Raw genomic sequence first — 23253 nt, 5'->3', positions numbered from 1 at the left:
TTCCCCCCCGTTTCACCGGGGAGGTCAATTACCCCGTCCGGCCCTTCAGCCGCCACATCACCGGGCGCGCCACGGCGGTGCAGACGATGACCGGCAGCAGGGCCCAGGCGAGCAGCCGCTGGGAGATGTTGTCCGCCCGCTTGCGGAAATAGCGGGCCAGGCCGACGCCCTTGTGGAACTCCACGCGCAATGGGCTGGTCTGGCTGGTGTGGCCCAGGTGGATCACCTCGGCCTTGGGATGGAACAGCACCGCGCCGCCCTGCTGGCGCACCCGCCAGCACAGGTCGACGTCCTCGACGTGCAGGAAATAGCCCTCGTCGAAGCCGTCGACGGCCTCGAAGTCCTCGCGCCGCATGCAGAAGCAGGCGCCGGAGATGGTGGGCACCGCCGCCGGGGCGTCCGGCGGAGCGTCGGCTTCCCAGTGCACCTCGTATTCGCGCAGCGCCGGGACGCGGCCGGACAGCCGGCTCAGCGAGACCAGCGCGCTCATCGGGGTGATGTCGCCGCGGCGGGCCCCGCGCTGCTCGGTGCGGTCGGCGTTCAGCACCCGACCGCCGACGATGCACGGCACCGGCCGGTGTTCGATCTCGCGGGCCAGCGCCGCCACGCAGCCCGGCTGCAGGAAGGCGTCCGGGTTGAGGAAGACCAGCACCTCGCCGCGGGCGGTGCGGGCGCCGAGGTTCGCGGCGCGCGCGAACCCGACGTTGCCGTGGCCGGACAGCAGGGTGACCCGCTCATCCCGCTCGGCGAGGTTGCGCAGCCGCGCCGCGTCGCCGGGCGTCGAGCCGTTGTCGACAATGACGAATTCGTCCACCAGCGGGTCGCTGAGCACGCAGGCGACGCTCTGCTCGAGCGCCTCGCCTGTCATGTAGACCACCATCACCACCGAGACCCTGGGGCGCGACCTCAGGAAGTCCGGCGTGAGTGCGGGCTCTGCAGCGACAATCGGTGCGACGATGCCGTTCATCCAGCCTCCATGGCCCCGACCACCTCGCGAGCCGATGAATCATCAACTCGCCTAGCGGGAGCAAGATCCGGCGGACTCGCCTGTAAGGCAAGTCCGTTCGCCGCCGCCTGGAGATCGAGAATCTCCTGCCGGTCGGAACCCAGGCGCCGGATAGCGACCTGCCCCAGCTCGGCTTCACGACGACCAACTACAGTAATTACTGGAATCTTGGCTAGACTGTGTTCGCGCACTTTGTAGTTGATTTTTTCGTTCCGCAGGTCGGTCTCGACCCGCAGGCCCTTGGCCCGCAGCGTTTCGGCGACCTGGCGGGCATAGTCGTCGGCGTCGGAGGTGATCGTCGCCACCACCACCTGGACCGGTGACAGCCACAGCGGGAAGGCGCCGGCGTAGTTCTCGATCATCACGCCAATGAACCGTTCGACAGAGCCGAAGATGGCACGATGCAACATCACTGGGCGCTGCTTGGCTCCATCTTCTGCAATGTAGGTGGCGTCGAGACGCTCCGGCAGGACGAAATCTAGCTGCAGCGTGCCGCATTGCCACGTCCGGCCGATCGCATCGCGCAGGTGGAACTCGAGCTTCGGGCCGTAGAAGGCGCCTTCGTTCGGCAGCATCTCGACCTCGACGCCCGCCGCGCGGGCCGCGCGCTCGAGCTTGGCCTCGGCGACGTCCCAGACCTCGTCGGTGCCGGCGCGCACGTCCGGACGCAGCGCCAGCTTGACGCTCGCCAGCTCCATGTCGAGGTCGGCGTAGACCTGCTCGAGCAGCTTCACGAACTTCGTCGTCTCGGACTCGATCTGGTCCTCGCGGCAGAAGATGTGCGCGTCATCCTGGGTGAAGGCGCGCAGCCGCATGATGCCGTGCAGCGCCCCCGACGGCTCGAACCGGTGGCAGGCGCCGAACTCGCTCATCCGCAGCGGCAGGTCGCGGTACGACTTCTGGCCGACGTTGAAGATCTGGATGTGGCCCGGGCAGTTCATGGGCTTCACGGCCAGCTCTTCGCCTTCGGTCGTCTCGCAGACGAACATGGCCTGGCCGAACTTCTCCCAGTGGCCCGAGCGCTCCCACAGCGAGCGGTCCATGATCTGCGGCGTCTTCACCTCGTGATAGCCGTCGGCGTCGAGGCGGCGGCGCAGATAGGCCTCCAGCGTGCGGTAGAGCGTCCAGCCCTTCGCGTGCCAGAAAATCATCCCCTTGCCCTCTTCCTGCAGGTGGAAGAGGTCCATGGTCTTGCCGATGCGCCGGTGGTCGCGCTTCTCGGCCTCCTCGATGCGGTGGATGTAGGCCTCGAGGTCGGCCTCGCTGGCCCAGGCCGTGCCGTAGATCCGCTGCAGCTGCGCGTTGCGATGGTCGCCGCGCCAATAGGCGCCGGCGAGCTTGGTCAGCTTGAACGCCTTGCCGGCGAACTTCGTCGACGGCAGGTGCGGCCCGCGGCAGAGATCTTTCCAGTTGCCCTGGCGGTAGACGCTGATGTCTTCGCCGGCCGGCAGGTCCTGGATGATCTCGGCCTTGTAGGCCTCGCCAATCGACGTGAAGTGTTCGATCGCCTCTTCGCGGCTCCAGACTTCGCGGCGGATCGGTTCGTCACGGTCGACGATTGCCCTCATGCGCTGCTCGATCTTGGCCAAGTCATCGAGACTGAATGGCTCATCACGCGCGAAGTCGTAATAGAAGCCATCCTCGATAGCGGGTCCGATCGTCACCTGAGTTCCAGGGAATAATTCCTGGACCGCTTCAGCCAGGATGTGGCTGACGTCGTGGCGGATCGTCTCCAGCGCTTCCGGGCTGTCGCGCGTCAGCAGCTCGAAGCGGCCGCCCTTGTGCAGCGGCCGGTCGAGGTCGAGCAGCTCGCCTTCCAGCTTCACCAGGATCGCCTTCTTCTCCAGCGACTTGGAGATGGAGGCGGCGATCTCGCGGCCCGTGGCCCCGTCCTGGACCTCGCGCTTGTTCCCGTCCGGAAAAATCAGTTCGATCATGTCTCACATGTCCACGTTTGCGCCCGGGCGGAGGCCTTTCGGCCCATCCTCTCGGCGCGGCGGCGGCGGGTCATATCCCGCTCCGCCCCAGGGATTGCATCGGCACAGCCTGCGGGCGGCGAGCGCTCCGCCACGCCACGGGCCATGGCTGATCAGGACTTCGGCCGCATATTCCGAGCAGGTCGGAAGGAACCGGCACTGCCGCCCGATCAGCGGCGAAAGCGTCAGTTTATAGGTGCGGAGCGCACCTCTGACGCAGCTTTCGTAGAAGGTCATGCCGGCTGCAGGATAAAGGCGTCGGACCCCAGCGCTTACGCCGGGCGCCGCTGCGGATCAAGCCGCGCCGGCGGGGGTAGTTCGCGTCGCAGCCTGGCGGACGGCCTCGGCCACCGCCTCGAACGCCAGCAGCGTCGAGGCGTGACGAGCAGGATAATCCTTCACCGGCGCCAGCATCGAAAGGTCCGAAAATCGTCCGTCGGGCGCAGCTCCGCCCGTCTTGAGCATAGCACGGAACTGGTCGCGGGCGAGTTCCAGCTCCTCGGCCGTGGCGCCGATGACATGGGCGCCGAGCACCGCGGCGGCGGCCTGGCCGAGCGCGCAAGCCTTCACCTCCTGGGCGAAATCGACCACCCGCCCATCGGCGACGACGACGTCGACCAGCACCCGGCTGCCGCACAGCTTGGCGATCTTTTCGACGCTCGCGTCGGGCGCCGCCAGCCGGCCGCTGCGCGGCAGGTTGGCCGCCAGCTTGAGCAGCTGCGCCGAATAGAGGTCGTCGATCATGGAGCTTAGTTCGGGGCCCGAGGGGCGGATGTCAAATGGCGCGGCCATCCACCTCACCGCTCGTCCCCGCGAAAGCGGGGATCCAGGCTTTTTCCGGCCCTCGAAGCCAGCTGAGGTTCTGCGACGAAAACACCTGGGTCCCCGTTTTCGCGGGGATGAGCGGATCATCAGGCGACAGCCGCTGCGCGGCTTCCGGGATGACAGCTATTTTTGCTGCCGCCAGCGCGTCTCGGCCTGCTCCTTCAGCGCCTCGTTCATCAGCCGCAGGCCCTTGAAGATCTTGCTGCCGACGCTGCGCGCCACGGTCGGGCCGAGCAGGCCGCCGGAGATCTCGCCGTTGGCGACGATGCAGCTTTCCGGGCCGAGCTGCTCGATCTCGACGTAGCGCAGCCCGCGGACCAGGCCGCCGAGCCCGGTCACCTGGTAGTGCAGCTGCTCGTTCGGCACCCATTCCTGCACCGTGGCCTGGACGGCCTGCGGCTTCATCCCCGGCAGGACGATGGTCATGTTGAGCTTCTCGCCGATGTGGATAGCGCCGCTCGCCTCGGCGTAGAGCGGGTTCCAGTCGCGGTAGCCGTCCAGGTCGTAGACCAGCTGCCAGATCACTTCGGCGGGGGCCTGGATGCCGATGCGGTGCTCGATGCGCACGCCGTTCGGCGCCTTCGGCGCAGGCTTCGCGCCCTTCGGCGGCTTCGGCCCGCCCACGGGCATGCGGCCGAACATGCTGGCCTTCAGTTGCGGCGGAGGTTGAAAGGGCATTCGCGGGCTCAGGTCTATTCCTTGATCCGCCAGGTCGCCCCGGCCGGACCATCCATCACTTCAACGTTCAACTGTGCAAGCTCGTCGCGGATGCGGTCGGCCTGCGGCCAGTCCTTCGCCGCGCGGGCGTCGGCGCGCGCGGCGATCAGCGCCTCGACCTTGACCTTGAGGTCGTCGTCGGCCCCGCCCTGGAACCAGGCGTCCGGGTCGGCGCAGAGGAAGCCCATCAGGTTGGCGCCTTCGAGCAGCGCCGCCCGCTGCAGGGCGACCGCGCTCCACTGCTCGGCCATCAGCGCGGCGCGCACGCCGTTGCCCAGCGCAAATAGGGCCGAGAAGGCCGCCGGGGTGTTCAGGTCGTCGTCCAGCGCCGCCAGCAGTCCGGACGCCCGGAGCTGATCCTGGACCTGCCAGTCGACGATCGCCGGTAGCTGGACGGCGCGGTCGCGGACGGTCCGCGCGACGTCCTGCAGCACGCCGTAAAGCCGGTCCAGCGAGCGCTTGGCCTGCTCGATCAGGTCGCCGGTCCACTCCAGCGGCGCGCGGTAATGGCCCGCCAGCAGGGCCCAGCGGATCGCCTCGCCCGGATAGCTGCCGATCAACTCATGAGCCAGGGCGACGTTGCCCAGGCTCTTGGACATCTTCTCCTCGCCCATGTTGAGGAAGCCGTTGTGCAGCCACCAGCGGGCGTAGGTGTCGACGTGGTCGGCGCAGCAGCCCTGCGCCATCTCGTTCTCGTGGTGCGGGAAGACCAGGTCGATGCCGCCGCCGTGGATGTCGATCGGCAGGCCGAGCACCTGCTCGATCATCGCCGAGCACTCGATGTGCCAGCCCGGGCGGCCCTGGCCCCAGGGACTGCCCCACTCCGGCTCGTTCTCCTTCGACGGCTTCCACAGCACGAAGTCGGCCGGGTGGCGCTTGTAGGGGGCGACGTCGACCCGGGCGCCGGCGACCATCTCGTCCATCGGCCGGCCGGACAGCTTGCCGTAGTCGGGGTAGGCCTGGGTGTCGAACAGCACATGGCCTTCGGCGGCGTAGGCCGCCCCGTTGTCGATCAGCCGGCCGATCATCGCGATGATCGCGTCCATCGTCTCGGTGACGCGCGGCTGAAAGGTGGGCTTGAGCGCGCCGAGCGCCGCGGCGTCGGCGTTGTAGGCCTCGAGGTAGCGGTCGGTGATCGTCGCGATCGGCACGCCCTCGTCGGCGGCCTTCTTGTTGATCTTGTCATCGACGTCCGTGACGTTCGCCGCGTAGAGCACGGCCTCGGCGCCATAGGCGTCGCGCAGCACCCGGAACAGCAGGTCGAACACCACCACCGGCCGGAAATTGCCGATGTGGGCGAAGTTGTAGACCGTCGGCCCACAGACATACATCGACACCCGCTTCGGATCGCGCGGGACGAACTCCCGCTTCGAGCGGGTCATGGTGTCGTAAAGGCTCAGGGTCATCGTACGGCCGATATTAAAGCGTCACGGTTGCCCGGCAGGGCGTCGCGCCCATATACAGGCGGCCAAGATCGGAAGCCACGCCTAGCCGTGCGCGTTCGCATCTCAAAAGAGGAAGGGTGGCACGCGTACTCTCCGGGACCGTCGTCCCGGCGCAACTCAGCCCTGGAAAGAACCGCTCTCAGACATGGATGCTCCCGCTCGCGACCGCACCCTGATCGGGTCCGACGCTCTTGAACCTGTGAAGCGCCCGACGCGCGAAGAAGCCATGGAGGCCGTGCGCACGCTGATCGCGTGGGCCGGCGACGATCCCCGCCGCGAGGGCGTGATCGACACGCCGAAGCGCGTGGTCGACGCCTACGGCGAGTGGTTCGAAGGCTACGAAGCCGATCCCGGCAAGGAGCTGTCGCGCACCTTCGAGGACGTGCAGGGCTACGACGACATCGTCATGCTGCGGGAGATCGAGGTGGAGAGCCACTGCGAGCACCACATGGCGCCGTTCCTCGGCAAGGCCTACGTCGCCTACATGCCGACCAACCGCGTGGTCGGCATCTCCAAGATCGCCCGCGTGGTCGAGATCTTCGCCCGTCGTCTCCAGACCCAGGAGACCATGACTCAGCAGATCGCCGACGCCCTGACCGACAGCCTGCGTCCGGCCGGCGTCGCGGTGCTGATCGACGCGGCCCACCAGTGCATGACGACCCGCGGCGTGCACCACCGCCACGTCTCGACCATCACCACCCAGTTCACCGGCGTCTTCAAGACCGACCCCAGCCTGCGCCAGCGCTTCCTGGACTTCGTCAACAAGCGCTGACGCCAGCGCCTCCCAACCATTCCGTCATGGCCCGGCTTGTCCGGGCCACCCAGCCCGACACGCCAGCCGCTACTGATGCCTAGCGGCCTTGGGATGGATCGCCCGAACAAGTCGGGCGATGACGGAGTATGGTGGGTCGACGCAACAACCCCCTGCTCCATGACCCAGACCACCTTCCCGACCGCCGCCTCCAAGCACGAGCTCGAGCACGGCGTGGCGCTCAGCCCGCGGTTCGACGCCAACGGCCTGATCGCGGCGGTGACCACCCACGCCGAGACCGGCGAGCTCCTGATGCTCGCCTGGATGAACGCCGAGGCGCTGGCCAAGACGCTGGAGACCCGCGAGGCGCACTACTTCAGCCGCTCGCGGAACGAGCTCTGGCACAAGGGCGCGACCAGCGGGCAGATCCAGCAGGTGGTCGAGGCCCGCATCGACTGCGACCAGGACGCGGTCTGGCTGAAGGTCCTGCCGCAGGGCGACGGCGGCGCCTGCCACACCGGCGCGCGGTCCTGCTTCTACCGCATCGTCGAGAAGGACCAGCTGGTGCGCGCGGCCGACTGACGGCTTCCAGGGGCGTGGCCCGATCGCCGCCGGCGGACGTTTCCTAGGTCTCCCGAACCGAAGGACGACAGCCGATGTCCAGCGAAGCCCTCCACGTCGCGCGCGAGAAACTCAGCCGTCAGACGCTGGAAATGCACTATGCGATCACCTCCTTGATGGAGGAGCTCGAAGCCGTCGATTGGTACCGTCAGCGGGCCGACGACATCGAGGATCCGGAGCTGAAGGCGATCGTGCTGCACAACGCCCGCGAAGAACTGGAGCACGCCTCGATGGTGCTGGAGTGGATCCGCCGCCACGATCCGGAGATCGACGTCCAATTGCGCGAATATCTGTTCACCGACGGCTCCATCGTCGGCCGGGAAAAAGACTCCGCGGACTCGCATGGACTCTGAGGCCCCGCTCGAGACTTTCGACGAAGGGCTGGAGGAGACCTCCAGCCGGCTCGTCGTCGCCCTGCCGGCCGAAGCGGCCGGCGGCCGGGTCGACAAGGCGCTGGCCCAGCGCCTGCCGGAGCTGTCGCGCGCACGCCTCCAGGCGCTGATCGCCGAAGGCCGGGTCAGCCGCGCCGGCCGGCCGGTGACCGACGCCTCGGCCCGCGCCGAGGCCGGCGACTACGAGATCGTCGTGCCGCCGCCGGCGCCGGCCGAGCCGCTGCCCGAGGCCATGGCGCTGGTCGTGCTCTACGAGGACGACCAGCTGATTGTCATCGACAAGCCGCCGGGCCTGGCCATGCACCCGGCTCCCGGCTCGGAGAGCGGCACCCTGGTCAACGCCCTGCTGCACCATTGCGGCGCGAGCCTGTCGGGGATCGGCGGCGTGGCCCGCCCGGGCATCGTCCACCGCATCGACAAGGAGACCTCCGGCGTGGTGGTGGCGGCCAAGACCGACCTCGCCCACCAGGCGCTGTCGGCGCTGTTCGCCGCCCACGACATCGACCGGCTGTACGTCGCCCTGACCCGTGGCGCGCCGAAGCCCGCACGCGGCAGCATCGAAGGCGCCATCGCCCGCTCCACCCACGACCGCAAGAAGATGGCGCTGGTGAAGTCGGGCGGCCGCCACGCGGTCACCCACTATGTCGTCGAGCGGACGTTCGGCGCGCTGGACAAGCCCTCGGCGGCCCGCGTCGCCTGTCGCCTGGAGACCGGCCGCACGCACCAGATCCGCGTGCACCTGGCCTCGAAGGGCGCGCCCTGCCTGGGCGACCCGGTCTACGGCTCCGGCGTGCCGGCCGAGCCGGTCCGAAGGGCGATCGCCGAGGCCGGCCTCAAGCGCCAGGCGCTGCACGCCGCGGTGCTCGGCTTCCGCCACCCGACGACCGGCGAGACGCTGCGCTTCGAAAGCCCGCTGCCGCCGGACATGGCGAAGCTGGAGCAGATGCTCGGCGAGCTGTGAGCAAGATGCTCCTCCTCAGGGGGAGCTGTCGCGAAGCGACTGAGGGGGTTGAAGGCGGCCGACGCCGGGGGCTTCACCCCCCTCCGGCCCTCCGGGCCACCTCCCCCGGAAGGGGAGGATCTCGCGGCGCCGCCCAAGCTTACCTATCTCACTTGTAAGAATCCTTGCCTTGAAGGCGCCCCGTTCGCGGCCTAAATAACCCACTGGATTAGTCGGACATTCGGACCGCCTCCCCACGCATCTAGCTCTACCGCAACCTCGTACCTATCTGAGGGGTTGGGGGGCCAGGTGCGATTGCGCGACCCTCGCGCGACGGCCCGACGTCCGGATTTTGAGGGGAAGTCCATGGCCACGAATTCGCTGACCGTTATGTCGCCGGAAGGCGGCCTGAGCCGGTATCTCTCGGAGATCCGGAAGTTTCCGATGCTGGCCAAGGACCAGGAGTTCATGCTCGCCAAGCGCTGGCAGGAGCATCAGGACCCCAACGCCGCGCACCAGCTCGTCACCAGTCACCTGCGCCTGGTGGCGAAGATCGCCATGGGCTACCGCGGCTACGGCCTGCCGATCGGCGAGGTGATCTCCGAGGGCAACGTCGGCCTGATGCAGGCCGTGAAGAAGTTCGATCCGGACAAGGGCTTCCGCCTGGCGACGTACGCCATGTGGTGGATCCGCGCGTCGATTCAAGAATACATCCTGCGGTCCTGGAGCCTGGTGAAGATGGGCACCACCGCGGCGCAGAAGAAGCTGTTCTTCAACCTGCGGAAGGCGAAGTCCGAGATCGCCGCCCTGCAGGAGGGCGATCTGCGTCCCGAACAGGTGAGCCTGATCGCCACCAAGCTCGGCGTGCTTGACGAGGAAGTGATCTCGATGAACCGCCGGCTGGCCGGCGGCGACGCGTCGCTGAACTCGCCGCTGCGCGCCGACAGCGAGGCCGAGTGGCAGGACTGGCTGGTCGACGAGAACACGCCCAGCCAGGAGCACGTGGTCGCCGAGACCCAGGAGAAGAACATCCGCATGAGCCTGCTCGAGGAGGCGATGACCGAACTCTCCGACCGGGAGCGGCACATCCTCACCGAGCGGCGTCTGAAGGACGAACCGACCACCCTGGAAGAGCTCGCCGCGCAATACGGCGTCAGCCGCGAGCGCGTGCGCCAGATCGAGGTGCGCGCCTTCGAGAAGCTGCAGAAGTCGATGCGTGCGGCGGCCGAAGAGCGGAACCTAGTCGACGCGTAAGGGCAGGCCTAGAACCTTGGGAGGGGGCGGACCAACGCCCCCTCCGTCTCCCGCCTGCGGCGGGATCCACCTCCCCCGCTACGCGGTGGAGGATCTGGGCGCCAAGATGCTCCACCGCTTTAGCGGGGGAGCTGTCGGCGAAGCCGACTGAGGGGGCGTTCTGAGCGCCTCACGCCGCCCGCGGCTCGCGGCCGGCGTAGTTGAGCAGCCCTTCCGCCCGCGCCCGCGCCTCGGCGGCGTTGAGCGCGGCTCCGGTCCGGACGGCCTCCAAATAGCTGTGCAGCGAACTGTTGGCCGTCGCCAGCCGCTGGTCGGAGGCCTCGGCGGCGGCCGCCTCCAGCTCGGCGGTCTGGGCCAGAAGCGCCCGCATCGCCTGGGCCGGATCGCGGTCGATGGCGGCCAGCGCCGCACGAACCACCTTCAGCGCCTCGCCGACGCGCACCGCCCGCGGCGGGGCCGGCAGGTCGGCCTGCCGCTTCAGCGGACCCTCGAACTCGGCCGAATTGAACCGCCGCCGGTCCGGGCCGACGTAGTCGACCGCCTCGACCCAGCCGCGCGACTGCAGGGTGACGGCCTCCAGCCGACGGTGCAGGTCCTTGTGGGTGAACGGCCGGCGCAGGAACTCGTGGGCGCCGGCGTCGCGGGCCGACAGCACCGCCGCGGGATCGCCCTTGGCGCTGACCAGCACCACCGGCGCCTTGCGGCAGCCCAGGTCGCTGCGCCGCAGCGCGCGGGTGAAGGCCAGGCCGTCGAGCTTGTCCGTCGCCAGCTCGCAGAAGATCACGTCGGGGTTGACCTTGGCGGCCATCGCCAGCGCCTTGGCCTGGGTCGCCGCCGCCCAGATCTCCGGCCGCCCGGCCAGCGCCAGCATCGCGCCGAGCGCCTGGGCGCTGACCGGCTGCGGATCGACGATCAGCACCCGGCGCACCTGCGGGACCACGGGCGGGGGCGTCTTGGTGATGAGCTTGAACACGGCGGACTCCAGTCGTCCGCCTACGGTGGGCGCGGGTCCGTAAAGATCGCCTTGACGGACCCGCGTTCCGCTTAAGTTTAGTCCTGGCCCGATCAGTCCTGGAACGGATCGCGCATCAGGATGGTGTCGTCGCGTTCCGGGCTGGTGGACAGCAGCGCCACCGGCGCGCCGATCAGTTCCTCGATGCGGCGCACGTACTTGATGGCGTTGGCCGGCAGGTCGCGGGTGTCGCGGGCCCCGGCGGTGGTCTCCGACCAGCCGTCGAGCTCCTCGTAGATCGGCTGCAGCGCGGCCTGCGCCTTCAGGCCGGCCGGCAGGTAGCTGAAGGTCTGGTCGCCCAGCTTGTAGCCGACGCAGACCTTGAGCTTCTCGAAGCCGTCCAGCACGTCGAGCTTGGTCAGCGCGATGCCGCTCATGCCGTTCAGCGCCACCGACTGGCGCACCAGCGCCGCGTCGAACCAGCCGCAGCGGCGGGCCCGGCCGGTGACGGTGCCGAACTCATGGCCGCGCTCGCCGAGCCGTTGGCCGACGGCGTCGAACAGCTCGGTGGGGAACGGCCCCTCGCCGACCCGGGTGGTGTAGGCCTTGACGATCCCCAGCACATAGCCCGCGCCGCGCGGGCCGATGCCGGAGCCGGCGGCCGCCTGGCCGGCGACGGTGTTGGACGAGGTGACGTACGGATAGGTGCCGTGGTCGACGTCGAGCAGCGCGCCCTGCGCGCCCTCGAACAGCACGCGCTTGCCGCTCTTGACGATCTCGTCCAGCAGCAGCCAGGCCGGACGGGCGAACGGCAGCACCTTCGGCGCCAGCGCCTCCAGTTCCGCCAGCAGCGCCGCCGGATCCGCCTCGGGCAGGCCGAGGCCGCGGCGCAGCGGCGTGTGGTGGGCCAGCAGGCGGTCGATCTTGGCTTCCAGCGCCTCGCGGTCGGCGAGGTCGCCGACGCGGATCGCCCGGCGGCCGACCTTGTCCTCATAGGCCGGGCCGATGCCGCGGCCGGTGGTGCCGATCTTGTTGGTCGCCGCCGCCTCGCGCGCCTGGTCGAGGTCGCGGTGCAGCGGCAGGATCAGGCAGGCGTTGTCGGCCAGCACCAGCAGCTCGGGCGTGATCGCCACGCCCTGGCCGGCGATCTTCTCGATCTCGCTCAGCAGGTGCCAGGGATCGACCACCACGCCATTGCCGATGACGGAGAGCTTGCCCTGCACGACGCCCGAGGGCAGCAGCGACAGCTTGTAGACCTTGCCGTCGACCACCAGGGTGTGACCGGCGTTGTGGCCGCCCTGGAAGCGCACGACCACGTCGGCGCGGTTCGACAGCCAGTCGACCAGCTTGCCTTTGCCTTCGTCGCCCCATTGAGCGCCGATCACAGTCACATTGGCCATGGATATGTCTCTTCGACCCGCCGGGAGGGACCCAACCGCCCTTCGACAGGTGCTCGGCGAATGGGCATGGGATCGCTTATCGCGCAGGCGAGGGCCGCCGACGCGGGCGCGGTGTAGACGAGACGGCGACCGGGCTCAAGGGGAATAGGCGCCTGACCGCCGCAGCCCCCTCCACCGCTTCGCGGTCCCCCTCCCCCTGTGGGGGAGGAGAAGGAAGCTGCAGCCTCGATTCTCCTCCCCCTCTAGGGGAGGGGGCCCCGAAGGGGTGGAGGGGGCGCGCGGGGCGCGCTATCCCTTCACTCATGTCCCTCGCCGTCACCCTCGCCGATGTCGAAGCCGCCGCGGATCGGCTCGCCGGCGTGGCGGTGGAGACGCCCTTGCTCGAGAGTCCGGCGCTGAACGACCAGCTCGGCGCGCGGGTGCTGATCAAGGCTGAGACGCTGCAGCGGGTCGGCGCCTTCAAGTTCCGCGGCGCCTACAACCGGCTGGTCCAGCTTTCGCCCGAGGAGCGGCGGCGCGGGGTCGTCGCCTTCTCCTCGGGCAACCATGCCCAGGGCGTCGCCCTGGCCGCGCGGCTGCTCGACATGCCGGCGGTGATCGTCATGCCGAGCGACGCGCCGGCGGTAAAGGTCGAGGCGACCCGCGGCTACGGCGCGGAGGTGCGCAGCTACGACCGGCTGACCGAGAGCCGCGAAGCGATCGCCGCGGAGATCGCCGCCGAGCGCGGCGCGATCGTGGTCCCGGCGTTCGACGACCCGCACATCATCGCCGGCCAGGGCACGGTCGGACTGGAGCTGGCCAGCCAGGCCGAGGCGCGCGGCGTCCGGCTCGACCTGGCGCTGGCGCCGGTCAGCGGCGGCGGCCTGCTCGCCGGCCTCTCCGTGGCGCTCAAGGCGCATACGCCGGCCACGCAGATTTGGGGCGTCGAGCCGGCCGGCTTCGACGACCTGGGCCAGTCGCTGGCGGCCGGCCGCCGGATCACCATCAAGCCGCCGGGCCGCTCGCTGTGCGACGCGCTGGAGAGCCCCTTCCCCGGCGAACTGACCTTCCCGATCCTGCAGCGCCATCTGGCCGGCGCCGCCGCCGTCAGCGACGCCGAGGTCGCGGAAGCCATGCGCTACGCCTTTGCGACCCTGAAGCTGGTGGTCGAGCCCGGCGGCGCGGCGGGATTGGCCGCCCTGCTCGCCGGCCATGTGCCGACGGCCGGGCGGACGGTCGGCCTCGTGCTGTCCGGCGGCAACGTCGATCCCGAGCTGTTCGCCCGCGTGATCCGCGGCGAGCTCTAGCCCGATGCCGAAACCCAGCGCCGCTGACGAGGACAAGCCGCAGATCGACCCCGGCCGCCTGTGGGGCCTGCTGGGCTTTCACCTGCGGCTGGCGCACGTGACCATGCAGCGCGGTTTCGCCGAGGCGCTCGCCGGCCTCGACCTGACGCAGAAGCAGTGCGCGACGCTGGAGCTGATCGCCGTCAATCCCGGCGTCTCCCAGGTCGACATCGCCTCGCGGTTGCGCAACGACCGGGCGACGATGATGGCGCTGATCGACCGGCTCGAAGAGCGCGGCCTGGTCGCGCGGCGCCGCTCGGAGGCCGACCGCCGGCGCCAGGAGCTGACCTTGACCCCGGACGGCGAGGCGCTGCTCGCCCAGGCGATGCAGGCCGTCGAAGCGCACGAACGCCGCTTTACCTCCCGCTTCACCGCCGCCGAGCAGGCGACGCTGGTTGAGCTGCTGGGCCGGGTGCGCCAAGCCCCCTGAACCTGCAGCAAGGTCGCGATTGCGCCCGTCGGCGCCGCTACATATCGTATGCAATACATACTAATTGACCCGGGCGCATCGCGACGCCCGGGCGGGAGGAAGACGCCTATGCGAATGACCCGACGCGCTGTCGCCACTGGCGCGCTTGGCCTGGCGGCCGCCGCCGCCGCTCCCGGTCTGACACTCGCTCACGCCAAGGATGGACTGATGACTGACGATCTCACCGCGCTGCACGTTCCGGCCCAGGTCATTCCGCCGCCGAACTCGCTGAGCCCGCAGGCCCGCGCCTTCCTCAACGGCGCAGCGAAACGCATCGCCGCCGCCTCGGCCGCCGCCCAGCCGGCGGGCGGGTCGAGCGACCAGAAGGACGAGGCCGCCGCCGCGCTGCAGATCCTGCGGCCGATGGCGTCGCGCTTCCAGGGCACGGCCGAAACCATCGACCTGCCGCACGGGGCGAAGCTCTACCGCATGACCCCGGCGAAGCGCGAAGGCCGCCGCGCCGAGGTGGTCTATTTCGACATCCACGGCGGCGGCTTCACCGCCGGCGGCGGCGAGATGTGCCAGGTGCTCGCCAAGCTGCGCGCGGCCGACTACGGCGTCGTGGTCTACGCCGTCGACTACCGGCTGGCGCCGGAGCACCCCTACCCGGCGGCGCTGGACGACGTGATGGCCGCCTACAAGGCGATCCTCGCGCAGCATTCCGCCTCGACCTTGATCGTCGGCGGCTCCTCGGCCGGCGGCAACCTGGCCGCGGCGCTGATGATGCGGGCCCGCGACGAGGGCCTGCCGCGGCCGATCGCGCTCTTGCTGCTGACCCCCGGCCTCGACATGACGCGGTCGGGCGACACCTACCTGACCAACCGCTATCTCGACGTGAACCTGTACGGCGGGGCGGTCGGCGGGCCGTCGTCCTACGCCGGCGGCGCGGATCCGAAGCAGCCCTACCTGTCGCCGATCTACGGCGAGATCGACAAGGCCTGGCCGCCGACCATCCTGACCAGCGGCACCCGCGACCTGCTGCTGTCGGACACGGTGCGCATGCACCGGGCGATCCGCCGCGCCGGGGTCAACGCCGAGTTGCACGTGACCGAGGCCGGACCGCACGGCGGCTTCATGGGCACCGCGCCGGAGGACCATGAGGTCATGGGCGAATGCCGCCGGTTCATGTACGCGGCCTGGGGCATCCAGGCCTAGCCGCCCGCGCGAAGAAGCCCGATCAGGCGCAGCGGCCTGATCGGGCGACGCGTCAGCGCGCCTCTTCCGGCTCGGCCGGCGGTTCGGCCTCGCGCGGCGTGATCAGCTTGCCGAGCTTCGGCCGCAGCCACTGCTCGAAGTCATCGATGAACTCGTAGACCACCGGCACCAGCACCAGCGACAGCATGGTCGAGGTGATCAGGCCCCCGATCACCGCCACCGCCATCGGCTGGCGGAACTCCGCCCCCTTTTCCAGCGCCAGCGCGGTCGGCAGCATGCCGGCGGCCATCGCCACGGTGGTCATGATGATCGGCCGGGCGCGCTGGTGGCAGGCCTCGAGCAGGGCGGCGCGCTGGTTCATGCCCTCGCGCTCCCGCTCGATGGCGTACTCGACCAAGAGGATCGAATTCTTCGCCGCCAGGCCGAGCAGCATCAGGAAGCCGATCAGCGAGGGGATCGACAGCGAGAGCTTGAAGATCAGCAGGCCGAGGAAGGCGCCGCCGACGGCCAGCGGCAGGGCCGAGAGGATCACCACCGGCTTGAAGAACGACCGGAACAGCAGGATCAGCACGCCGTAGATCATGCCGACGCCGGCGATCACCGCCAGGCCGAAGGAGCTGAACAGCTCCTGCATGAACTTGACGTCGCCAGTCGGCGCCGGACGCACGCCCTTCGGCGGGTTCTTCATGATCGGCAGCTGCTGAACCGCCTTGGCGACCTCGCCGATGGTGGTGTCGCCGACCAGCTCGGCCTTGACGCCCATCTGCTGCGTACGGTCGAGCCGGCTGATCTGGCCCGGTCCGGCCTGGAAGGTCACGTCGGCCACCGCGCCCAGCGTCGTCACGCCGCCGCTGGCGGTCGGCACCCGCAGATTGCGGATGCGCTCCAGGTCGGATCGCGCGTCCGCCGGCAGGCGGATCCGGATCGGAATACGCCGCACGCCTTCGTCGAACTTGGCGACGTTGGCGTCGATGTCGCCGACCGTCGCCACCCGGGCGAGCGATGCGATGGTGTCGGTGGAGACCCCCAGGCGCGCGGCCTCGTCCTGCCGCGGGCGGATGATCAGCTCCGGCGAGGCCGAGGGCAGCGACGGGCGGACGTCCTTCAGGACCGGGATGGTCCGCATCTGCCGCTCGAGCTCACCGACGGCGGCCAGCAGCGCCGCGGGGTCGTTGCCGGTCAGCACCTGCTCGTAGCCGGCTTCGCCCTGGGACCCGAGGAAGTTCACCCGGGCGTCGGGAATGGCCTCCAGCCGATCCTGCAGCCGGGCGCGGATCTCGTTGCCGCTGGCCTTGCGGTGCTCGTCGAGGAGAACCGTGGCGGTGCCGCGCTGCGCCTCCACGGCGCCTCCGAAGCCGCCGGACGAGGCCGCCACGACCGTGAAGACGTGGGTGACCGCCGGTTCGTCGCGGAAGGCCGCGTCGACCTGCTCGGCGGTGCGCTGCATGTCCTGCTTGGTGGCGCCGGGCGGCCCCTGCAGGTTGACGAACATGTAGTCCGGGTCGCCGATCGGCTGGAAGCCCTGCGGCAGCATCGGCACCAGGGCGAGCGAGGCCAGGAAGATCACCCCGCCGGCGACCGACGCGACGATGCGATGGTCCAGGGCCCATTCCAGGATGCGACGATAACGGCCCTCGAAGGGCTTGGCCTGGTGTGGCCGCACCACCGGCTTCAGGAAGTAGGCGGCCATCAGCGGCGTCAGCAGCCGCGCCACGAGCAGCGAGAACAGCACCGCGACGGCGACGGTCAGGCCGAATTCGCGGAAGAACTGGCCGCCGATGCCGGACATGAAGCTGACCGGCGTGAACACCACGACGATCGCCATGGTGGTGGCGACGACCGCCAGGCCGATCGCGTCGGCGGCGATCATCGACGCCGCGTAGGGCCGCAAGCCGGCGGCGACCCGCTTTTCGATGTTCTCGATCTCGACGATCGCGTCGTCGACCAGGATGCCGATCACCAGCGTCAGCGCCAGCAGCGTCACGACGTTCAGCGAGAAGCCGACCATCTGCATCACCAGGAATGTCGGGATCAGCGAGACAGGCATGGCGAAGGCGGTGATGACGGTGGCCCGCCAGTCGCGCAGGAAGAAGAAGACCACCAGGGCGGCGAGCAGCATGCCTTCGAGGAGGACGTGCTGGGTGGCGCGGAAGCTGGCGCGAGTCTCGTCCACCCGCGAGAAGATCTTGGTGAAGGTCACGCCGGGATAGGTCTTCTGCATCTCGGCCAGCTTGGCCTTGACGGCGTCCTCGACCGCGACCTCGCTGGCGTCGCGCGACTTCACGACCTGGAAGCCCAGCACCGGACGTCCGTCCAACTGGGCGAAGCCACGCACCTCCGAGGCCCCGTCGCCGATGTCGGCGACGTCGGTCAGCCGCACGAAGCCGCCGTTGTTGGTCGGGATGGTGAGCTGGCGGAGCTTTTCCACGGTCTCGACGGTGCCGACGACCCGCAGGCTCTGCTCGCGGCCGCCGACCGTGACGCGGCCGCCAGGGGCCTCGGTCTGCACGGTCCGCAGCACATTGTTCACCTGGGCGGCGGTGAGCCCGCGCGCCGCGAGCCGATCGGGATCGATCAGCACGTTGATCTCACGCTCGACGCCCCCGACCCGCGAGACCTGGGCCACGCCGGCGACGGACTGCATCTCCCGGGCGATGGTGTCGTCGACGAACCAGGAGAGCTCCGCATCGCTCATGCCCGGCGCAGCGACCGCGTAGGTGAAGACCGGCAAGGACTCGACTTCGACCCGCTGGATGATCGGCTCGTCGATGTCGCGCGGCAGCTGGGCGCGGATCCGGTCGATCGCCGAGCGGACCTCGTCGGTCTTCTGCTGAATGTCCTCGCCCATCTCGAATTCGATGCTGGTCGTCGAGACGCCCTGGTTCACCGCCGAGGTGATTTCCTCGACGTCGGTGAGACCGGCCAGCGCGTTCTCGACCGGCCGGGTGATCTGCGACTCCATCTGCGCCGGCGCGGCGCCGTTCTGGGTCACCGTCACCGTCACCAGCGGGAAGGTCAGGTTCGGGAAGTTCTTCACCGGCAGGCCGGCGTAGGCGATCATCCCGGCCAGGATCAGGCCGAGGAACAGCACCGCCACGGGCACCGGATTGCGGATCGCCCAGGCGGAGATCTGGAAGCCGCCGCCGGGCCCGACGTCGTGGGGCGCGCCGCTCATCGCTTCGCCGCGACCGGCTTGGCTGCGACCGGATTGGCCGCGCCGTCCGTCGGTTTGATCAGGTCACCGTCCAGCAGGAAGCTCGCCGCGCTGCCGACCACCCGGGTCCCGGCCGGCGGGCCTTCGAGGATCTCCACCAGGCCCGACCCGCGCAGGCCGGTCCTCACCGGCGCCCGCTTCACCCGGTTGTTGGCCAGCACGACCATCACGCTGGCGCCGTCGGCGTCGTAGCGCACCGCGGTCTCCGGCACGGTCAGGACCGTCCCGGCGGCGTCGGAGAACACTGCCCGGGCGAAGCCGCCGGCGCGGATGTCCGGTCGCACCGGCAGGGTCACGCGTACGAAGCCCAGCTTGGTTTGCTGATCGATCTCCGGGCTGATCAGGCGCACCACGCCGGTGACGGTCTGGCCGCTCGGCAGGGTGACCTGGGCCCGCTGGCCCGGGCGGATGTGGGCGAGGTCGTCTTCCGACATCTGCGCCTGCAGCTCGATCTGGCCTTCGCTGGCGATCCGGAACCACGGCGTGCCGCCGCCGCCCTGCGAGACGTCGCCGGGACGCACGGTCTTCTCCAGCACCAGGCCGCTGACCGGCGCGGTCACCTGCAGCTTGCCGTAGCGGGTGCGCAGATCCTTCAACGCGGCGGCCTGGGCCTTGGCCGTGGCGCGCGCGGCGCGGGCCTGGAAGCGCCGTTGGGCGATCTGCTCCTGGCTGAGCACGCCCTGGTTATCGAGGCCCTGGACGCGCGACGCCTGGTCCTCGGCCTGGGCCGCCTGGGCCTCGGCCTGGGCGAGCTGCGCCTCGGCCTGGGCGATCTGGGCTTCCAGCAGCGCCGGGTCCATACGGGCCAGCACCTGGCCCTGCTTCACATACTGGCCGAAGTCGCTCAGCACGGCGGAGACGCGGAAGCCGGAGACCTCCGGCAGCACGGCGGCTTCCTGGCGCGAGACCAGGTCGCCGGAGGCCGTCAGCGCGCCGGTGATCGAGCGCTGCTGGACCGCGACCACGGTCACGGCGCGCGCTGCAGCCGGCGCGGCCTTGTCCCGGGCCTCGGGCTTGTGACAACCCGACAATGCCAGGGCGGCGGCGACCGCGGTCACGGCGAGGAAGGCGGGCGTCGGTCGTCTCATCCGGGAAAATCTCATGGGTTCCGCGCCGCAACGGCTTGCGGGGCGGGAGCGTCCTGGCCGATCGGCCAGCCGCCGCCGATCGCCTTGTAGGCCTGCACCGCGCCGCGCACGGACTGCACCTGGGCGGAGGTGAGCTGCACGCGCGTCTGGCGCCAGGCCTGTTCGGCGGACAGGGTGGTTTCGAGGTCGTTCAGACCGAGGGTGAAGCCCTGCCGGGCGGCCTTGTAGGCGCGTTCGGCGCGCGCCTCGCCGTCGGTCAGCAACTTCACGCGGCGACGGTCGGCGCCGAGCCGGACCAGCGTGCCTTCGGCCTCGGCGAAGGCGGTCTGCACCACCGCCTCATAGGCGGCGGCCGCCGCCTCGGCGCGGGCGTCGTAGATCCTGGTCTGGGCGATCAGGTTGGGGATGTCGAACACCGGCTGGGTCACGGCGCCGCCGATGCTCCAGTTGGAGGTCTCGTTGACGAAGCCGGGCTGCTCGTTGCGCGACCAGCCAAATCCGGGGTTCAGGGTGAAGGTCGGCAGGAACGCCAGCCGGGTGAGATCCTGCCGTCCGAACACGCCGCGCAGCTGCGCTTCGGCGCTGCGCACGTCGGGCCGCCGCCGCAGCAGGTCGCTGGGCAGGCTGGCGGGCACTTCCGGCGCGACGCCCACGAACGGTTGGATGTCGACGCTGGCGGTCGGCTCCCAGGTGCGACCGGCGAAGATCAGCACCGTCCGCTTCTGGACCTGCAGCTCGGCCGCGAGGGTCTCCGCCTGGGCTTCGGCCTGGGCGAGGTCGCCCGCGACGCGATCGGCCTCGGAGGTGGGCGCGAGGCCCCGCTCCGCGCGACGGGTGGTCAGGTCGTAGAGATCGCGGCGGATCCGCACCGTCTCGCGGGCGTCGGCCAGCTGGATGGCCAGGCCGCGCGCCTGGAAGTAGGCGTCGGCGACCTGGGCGGCCAGGCTGGTGCGCGCCGTGTAGTAGTCGAAACCGGCAGCTTCGACGTCGGCGTCGGCCGCCCGGCGGGCGGCGAACACGCGGCCGAAGATGTCGACCTCCCAGCTGACGTTGAAGTTCCCGGAGTAGGCCTCCGAGACGCCGCCGGCCTCGAGGCCCGGGATCCCGAAGCCGCCTGCGATCTGCGTGGTGTCCGTGCGGGTCGCCGAGGCGCCCGGATTGCCCTGCGGCAGGAAGCTCGACAGCTGGCTGACCCGGGTCGCGCGCGCTTCGCGCAGGCGCGCCGCCGCGGTCTTCGCGTCGGGGTTGGCGACCAGCGCGCTGTCGATCAGCGCGTTCAGCTGCGGGTCGTTGAAGGTCGTCCACCAGCGGTCCAGCTCGACCGCGGGGGCCTGCTTCGGCTGGGAGACCTCATAGGCGGCGGGCAGCCGCAGATCCGGCTCAGGCCGGGTGGCGCAAGCGGCCAGCGCGAGGCAGGCCAGGACGGCGGTCGATGAAACGAGGAGGCGCATCAGTGATGATTTCGAAGCCGGCGTCGCCGACGATTCTCCCCCGTGGACGCTACCGCGCCGCTTGTTGGCTAACTGTACGCAGACTGGCGCCGGCGCAAGGACTTGACCGACACACCCGCCGCCAAAACGCCTCCTCCCGGTCGTCGCCTTCTCTGGGCGCGCGTCCTGGTGGTACGCGGAATTTGTTCATCCTGTGAAGTGTATTGTCTGTAAGGTTAAGGCCGGGTTGGCGCGGCTGGCGGGATCAGCGCCCGGGCGATAGGTTTCCGGCCGGCTTCAGACGCGAAAGGACGGCTTATGGCGGACGCGGGTCGCATCCGGGCGGGGGTCGGCGGCTGGACGTTCGAGCCCTGGCGCGGCGTCTTCTATCCGAAGGGTCTCAAGCAGGCGCTGGAGCTGGACTACGCCTCGCGCCACCTGACGGCTATCGAGATCAACGGCACCTACTATTCGACCTTCAAGCCGGACAGCTTCGCCAAGTGGCGGGCGGCCACGCCGGAGGGCTTCAAGTTCTCGGTGAAGGCCTCGCGCTACTGCACCAACCGCAAGGTGCTGGCCGAGATGGGCAAGTCGATGGAGGTGTTCCTGAACCAGGGCCTCGTCGAGCTCGGCGACCGGCTGGGGCCGATCCTCTGGCAGTTCATGGGCACCAAGAAGTTCGAGCCGGAGGACTTCGAGGGCTTCCTCAAGCTGCTGCCCAATCAACTGGAGGGCCTGCCGCTGCGCCACGTCGTCGAACCGCGCCATGACAGCTTCAAGGACCCGGCCTTCGTCGCGCTCTGCCGCAAGTACGGGGTGGCGATCTGCCTGGCGGCGCACGAGACCTATCCGCTGATCCCCGACGCCGCCGCGGACCTGGTCTACGCCCGCCTGCAGACCGGTTCGGACGAGATCGAGACCGCCTACTCCCCGGCGGAGCTGGATGTGTGGGCGATGCGGTTGCGCACGCTGGCGCAGGGCGGCCAGCCTGACGACCTGCCGCTGGTCGCGCCGGACCAGCCGGCGGCGCAGACGCCGCGCGAGGTGTTCGCCTTCTTCATTCACGAGGGCAAGGTGCGCGCGCCGGCCGCCGCCATGGCGCTGCTCGAGCGGGTCGGCGAACGCGCCGCCGGGTGATCGAGCCGGCCGGCCGGACGCGGGGGGCCGATTTGCCGCCGGCGGCGCTCCTCACCTAATGCTCGCAAGGCTCGAGCTTCCAGCAAGGCGATGATGTCCCGCGCGCCCAGGCGATCCAAGTCCGCCGTGACGATCCGCACCGTCGCCCGCCGCGCCGGGGTCTCGGCGATGACCGTCTCCAACGTGCTGAACGGCCGCAAGGTGGCGCCCGAGACACGCGCGGCGGTGCAGCAGGCGATCGCCGAGCTGAACTACACGCCCAACCCCGCCGCCCGGCAGCTGGCCACCGCGTCGGCGGTCGCCATCGGCGTGCTGCACGCCCGTTTCGAGCACAGCTTCTTCAGCGAATTGCTGGTCGGCGCGCTGAACGCCGCCGCGCGGGAAGGCGCGCAGATCCTGCTGCAGCCGGTCGACGTCGGCGACGCCTCCGGCGCCTGGGACGCGGTGCGGGCGCTGCGCGACCGCGGGGCCAACGCCATCCTGCTGCCGTCGTTCGTCGCCGAGACCATGGCGCGCAGCGGCGAGCTCGAGGAGCCGGATCTGCCGCTCGCGGCCATCGCGCCCGGCGAGCGGCTGGCGGGCATCGCCTCAGTGCGCATCGACGAGTTCGCCGCCGCGCAGGAGGTCACCGAGCTGCTGATCGCCAAGGGCCGGCGCCGCATCGGCTTCATCGGACCGCCGGAGGGGCTCGGCCTCTCGCCGGCGCGGCGCGACGGCTACCTCGCGGCGCTGCAGGCGCACGGCCTCGCCGCCGATCCGGCGCTGAGGGTCGCCGGCGGCCGGACCCTGGCCGCCAGCCTCGCGGCGGCCGACGCCCTGCTCGACCTGCAGCCGCGGCCGGACGCGATCTTCGCCTGGAACGACGACTTCGCCGCCTCCGCGCTGACGGCGGCCCATCGGCGCGGCCTGGACGTGCCTGGCGACCTCGCGGTCGCCGGCTTCGACGACAGCCCGCTGGCCAGCAAGGTCTGGCCGCCGCTGACGACGGTGCGCCAGCCGCTGAACGAGATGGCCGCCTGGGCCGTGCAGACCCTGGTGCGTCAGGTCCGCGGCGAGGCCGCCGCCGGCGACGCCCTGCTGCCCCACGCCATCATCCGTCGCGCCTCCACCGGCGACTGAGCGCCCGCCCTCAAAATCCGCCCTTTGACGCGACTGG

At 70.1% G+C, this 23253-nt stretch carries 21 protein-coding genes; 10 read left to right on the top strand and 11 right to left on the bottom strand.

The window, feature by feature from the left end; translation table 11 throughout:
• Window positions 1–28 precede the first annotated feature (28 nt).
• From ACSQ14_RS02600 to cysS, 6 genes are all read right to left on the bottom strand, one after another.
• Window positions 29–967 (bottom strand): glycosyltransferase family 2 protein, encoded by a 939-nt coding sequence (locus ACSQ14_RS02600; RefSeq protein ID WP_436009427.1) that lies wholly within the window; start codon window positions 965–967, stop codon window positions 29–31.
• Window positions 964–2943, bottom strand: coding sequence for a threonine--tRNA ligase (gene thrS, locus ACSQ14_RS02595; RefSeq protein WP_436009425.1), 1980 nt, complete (start codon window positions 2941–2943; stop codon window positions 964–966). The genes ACSQ14_RS02600 and thrS overlap by 4 nt, the downstream gene beginning before the upstream one ends.
• A gap of 3 nt (window positions 2944–2946) precedes the next feature.
• Window positions 2947–3219: a membrane protein insertion efficiency factor YidD gene (gene yidD, locus ACSQ14_RS02590; protein WP_436009423.1), complete on the bottom strand. Its 273-nt coding sequence runs from the start codon at window positions 3217–3219 to the stop codon at window positions 2947–2949.
• A 57-nt stretch (window positions 3220–3276) separates the two neighbouring features.
• Window positions 3277–3726 carry an iron-sulfur cluster assembly scaffold protein gene (locus ACSQ14_RS02585; protein WP_436009421.1) on the bottom strand — a complete coding sequence of 150 codons (450 nt, stop codon included), beginning with the start codon at window positions 3724–3726 and terminating at the stop codon, window positions 3277–3279.
• Window positions 3727–3930: 204 nt separating this feature from the next.
• Window positions 3931–4485: an SRPBCC domain-containing protein gene (locus ACSQ14_RS02580; RefSeq protein WP_436009419.1), complete on the bottom strand. Its 555-nt coding sequence runs from the start codon at window positions 4483–4485 to the stop codon at window positions 3931–3933.
• Window positions 4486–4499: 14 nt separating this feature from the next.
• A complete protein-coding gene (gene cysS / locus ACSQ14_RS02575) occupies window positions 4500–5930 on the bottom strand; it encodes a cysteine--tRNA ligase (RefSeq protein WP_436009417.1) in 1431 nt (476 codons plus the stop codon).
• 184 nt (window positions 5931–6114) lie between these two features.
• Between cysS and folE the strand changes: the two genes are divergently transcribed.
• The 5 genes from folE to rpoH all read left to right on the top strand — a co-directional run bounded on the left by folE (window position 6115) and on the right by rpoH (window position 9927).
• Window positions 6115–6741 carry a GTP cyclohydrolase I FolE gene (gene folE, locus ACSQ14_RS02570; RefSeq protein WP_436009415.1) on the top strand — a complete coding sequence of 209 codons (627 nt, stop codon included), beginning with the start codon at window positions 6115–6117 and terminating at the stop codon, window positions 6739–6741.
• Between the two features lie 159 nt (window positions 6742–6900).
• The gene (hisI, locus tag ACSQ14_RS02565) at window positions 6901–7302 is read left to right on the top strand and encodes a phosphoribosyl-AMP cyclohydrolase (RefSeq protein ID WP_436009413.1); all 402 of its coding nucleotides are present in this window, start codon (window positions 6901–6903) and stop codon (window positions 7300–7302) included.
• Between the two features lie 74 nt (window positions 7303–7376).
• Window positions 7377–7694, top strand: coding sequence for a ferritin family protein (locus tag ACSQ14_RS02560; protein WP_436009411.1), 318 nt, complete (start codon window positions 7377–7379; stop codon window positions 7692–7694).
• Window positions 7684–8694 (top strand): RluA family pseudouridine synthase, encoded by a 1011-nt coding sequence (locus tag ACSQ14_RS02555; protein WP_436009409.1) that lies wholly within the window; start codon window positions 7684–7686, stop codon window positions 8692–8694. Before ACSQ14_RS02560 ends, ACSQ14_RS02555 begins: the two co-directional genes overlap by 11 nt.
• A 345-nt stretch (window positions 8695–9039) precedes the next feature.
• A complete protein-coding gene (gene rpoH, locus ACSQ14_RS02550; protein ID WP_436009407.1) occupies window positions 9040–9927 on the top strand; it encodes an RNA polymerase sigma factor RpoH in 888 nt (295 codons plus the stop codon).
• Window positions 9928–10096: 169 nt separating this feature from the next.
• Here the strand turns inward: rpoH and ACSQ14_RS02545 are convergent, their stop codons facing one another.
• Window positions 10097–10900 carry a response regulator gene (locus ACSQ14_RS02545; protein WP_436009405.1) on the bottom strand — a complete coding sequence of 268 codons (804 nt, stop codon included), beginning with the start codon at window positions 10898–10900 and terminating at the stop codon, window positions 10097–10099.
• 92 nt (window positions 10901–10992) lie between these two features.
• Window positions 10993–12279: an adenylosuccinate synthase gene (locus ACSQ14_RS02540; RefSeq protein WP_436009403.1), complete on the bottom strand. Its 1287-nt coding sequence runs from the start codon at window positions 12277–12279 to the stop codon at window positions 10993–10995.
• Between the two features lie 302 nt (window positions 12280–12581).
• On the opposite strand from ACSQ14_RS02540, the gene ACSQ14_RS02535 reads away from it, so the two are divergent.
• The 3 genes from ACSQ14_RS02535 to ACSQ14_RS02525 all read left to right on the top strand — a co-directional run bounded on the left by ACSQ14_RS02535 (window position 12582) and on the right by ACSQ14_RS02525 (window position 15228).
• Complete coding sequence (locus tag ACSQ14_RS02535; protein ID WP_436009401.1) at window positions 12582–13565, top strand: threonine ammonia-lyase; 984 nt, start codon at window positions 12582–12584, stop codon at window positions 13563–13565.
• A 4-nt stretch (window positions 13566–13569) separates the two neighbouring features.
• Complete coding sequence (locus ACSQ14_RS02530; protein ID WP_436009399.1) at window positions 13570–14034, top strand: MarR family winged helix-turn-helix transcriptional regulator; 465 nt, start codon at window positions 13570–13572, stop codon at window positions 14032–14034.
• A 207-nt stretch (window positions 14035–14241) separates the two neighbouring features.
• Complete coding sequence (locus ACSQ14_RS02525) at window positions 14242–15228, top strand: alpha/beta hydrolase (protein WP_436009397.1); 987 nt, start codon at window positions 14242–14244, stop codon at window positions 15226–15228.
• 52 nt (window positions 15229–15280) lie between these two features.
• Here the strand turns inward: ACSQ14_RS02525 and ACSQ14_RS02520 are convergent, their stop codons facing one another.
• From ACSQ14_RS02520 to ACSQ14_RS02510, 3 genes are read right to left on the bottom strand one after another with little or no spacing between them, the layout of a single operon-like run.
• Window positions 15281–18403, bottom strand: coding sequence for an efflux RND transporter permease subunit (locus ACSQ14_RS02520; RefSeq protein WP_436009395.1), 3123 nt, complete (start codon window positions 18401–18403; stop codon window positions 15281–15283).
• On the bottom strand, window positions 18400–19530 hold the full coding sequence (locus ACSQ14_RS02515) for an efflux RND transporter periplasmic adaptor subunit (protein ID WP_436009393.1): 1131 nt from the start codon (window positions 19528–19530) through the stop codon (window positions 18400–18402). Before ACSQ14_RS02515 ends, ACSQ14_RS02520 begins: the two co-directional genes overlap by 4 nt.
• An 11-nt stretch (window positions 19531–19541) precedes the next feature.
• Window positions 19542–20981 (bottom strand): efflux transporter outer membrane subunit, encoded by a 1440-nt coding sequence (locus ACSQ14_RS02510; RefSeq protein WP_436009391.1) that lies wholly within the window; start codon window positions 20979–20981, stop codon window positions 19542–19544.
• A 297-nt stretch (window positions 20982–21278) separates the two neighbouring features.
• Between ACSQ14_RS02510 and ACSQ14_RS02505 the strand changes: the two genes are divergently transcribed.
• Window positions 21279–22097, top strand: a complete 819-nt coding sequence (locus tag ACSQ14_RS02505) for a DUF72 domain-containing protein (RefSeq protein WP_436009389.1) — start codon at window positions 21279–21281, stop codon at window positions 22095–22097.
• Window positions 22098–22223: 126 nt separating this feature from the next.
• On the top strand, window positions 22224–23216 hold the full coding sequence (locus tag ACSQ14_RS02500) for a LacI family DNA-binding transcriptional regulator (RefSeq protein WP_436009387.1): 993 nt from the start codon (window positions 22224–22226) through the stop codon (window positions 23214–23216).
• The last annotated feature ends 37 nt before the right edge of the window (window positions 23217–23253 follow it).

Origin of the sequence: Phenylobacterium sp. LjRoot219 (genome assembly GCF_964252995.1) — a bacterium.
Lineage (GTDB): Bacteria > Pseudomonadota > Alphaproteobacteria > Caulobacterales > Caulobacteraceae > Phenylobacterium.
Note: the sequence above shows the minus strand (reverse complement) of the source record. Positions and strands in the feature narration are given on the sequence as shown.

Coding starts and splice junctions, on each gene's coding strand:
- ACSQ14_RS02520 (WP_436009395.1), bottom strand. CDS start 18,403: ATGAGCGGCGCGCCCCACGACGTCGGGCCCGGCGGCGGCTTCCAGATC.
- ACSQ14_RS02510 (WP_436009391.1), bottom strand. CDS start 20,981: ATGCGCCTCCTCGTTTCATCGACCGCCGTCCTGGCCTGCCTCGCGCTG.
- ACSQ14_RS02560 (WP_436009411.1), top strand. CDS start 7,377: ATGTCCAGCGAAGCCCTCCACGTCGCGCGCGAGAAACTCAGCCGTCAG.
- cysS (WP_436009417.1), bottom strand. CDS start 5,930: ATGACCCTGAGCCTTTACGACACCATGACCCGCTCGAAGCGGGAGTTC.
- thrS (WP_436009425.1), bottom strand. CDS start 2,943: ATGATCGAACTGATTTTTCCGGACGGGAACAAGCGCGAGGTCCAGGAC.
- ACSQ14_RS02505 (WP_436009389.1), top strand. CDS start 21,279: ATGGCGGACGCGGGTCGCATCCGGGCGGGGGTCGGCGGCTGGACGTTC.
- ACSQ14_RS02600 (WP_436009427.1), bottom strand. CDS start 967: ATGAACGGCATCGTCGCACCGATTGTCGCTGCAGAGCCCGCACTCACG.
- ACSQ14_RS02540 (WP_436009403.1), bottom strand. CDS start 12,279: ATGGCCAATGTGACTGTGATCGGCGCTCAATGGGGCGACGAAGGCAAA.
- ACSQ14_RS02525 (WP_436009397.1), top strand. CDS start 14,242: ATGACTGACGATCTCACCGCGCTGCACGTTCCGGCCCAGGTCATTCCG.
- ACSQ14_RS02535 (WP_436009401.1), top strand. CDS start 12,582: ATGTCCCTCGCCGTCACCCTCGCCGATGTCGAAGCCGCCGCGGATCGG.
- rpoH (WP_436009407.1), top strand. CDS start 9,040: ATGGCCACGAATTCGCTGACCGTTATGTCGCCGGAAGGCGGCCTGAGC.
- ACSQ14_RS02515 (WP_436009393.1), bottom strand. CDS start 19,530: ATGAGACGACCGACGCCCGCCTTCCTCGCCGTGACCGCGGTCGCCGCC.
- folE (WP_436009415.1), top strand. CDS start 6,115: ATGGATGCTCCCGCTCGCGACCGCACCCTGATCGGGTCCGACGCTCTT.
- hisI (WP_436009413.1), top strand. CDS start 6,901: ATGACCCAGACCACCTTCCCGACCGCCGCCTCCAAGCACGAGCTCGAG.
- ACSQ14_RS02530 (WP_436009399.1), top strand. CDS start 13,570: ATGCCGAAACCCAGCGCCGCTGACGAGGACAAGCCGCAGATCGACCCC.
- yidD (WP_436009423.1), bottom strand. CDS start 3,219: ATGACCTTCTACGAAAGCTGCGTCAGAGGTGCGCTCCGCACCTATAAA.
- ACSQ14_RS02555 (WP_436009409.1), top strand. CDS start 7,684: ATGGACTCTGAGGCCCCGCTCGAGACTTTCGACGAAGGGCTGGAGGAG.
- ACSQ14_RS02585 (WP_436009421.1), bottom strand. CDS start 3,726: ATGATCGACGACCTCTATTCGGCGCAGCTGCTCAAGCTGGCGGCCAAC.
- ACSQ14_RS02580 (WP_436009419.1), bottom strand. CDS start 4,485: ATGCCCTTTCAACCTCCGCCGCAACTGAAGGCCAGCATGTTCGGCCGC.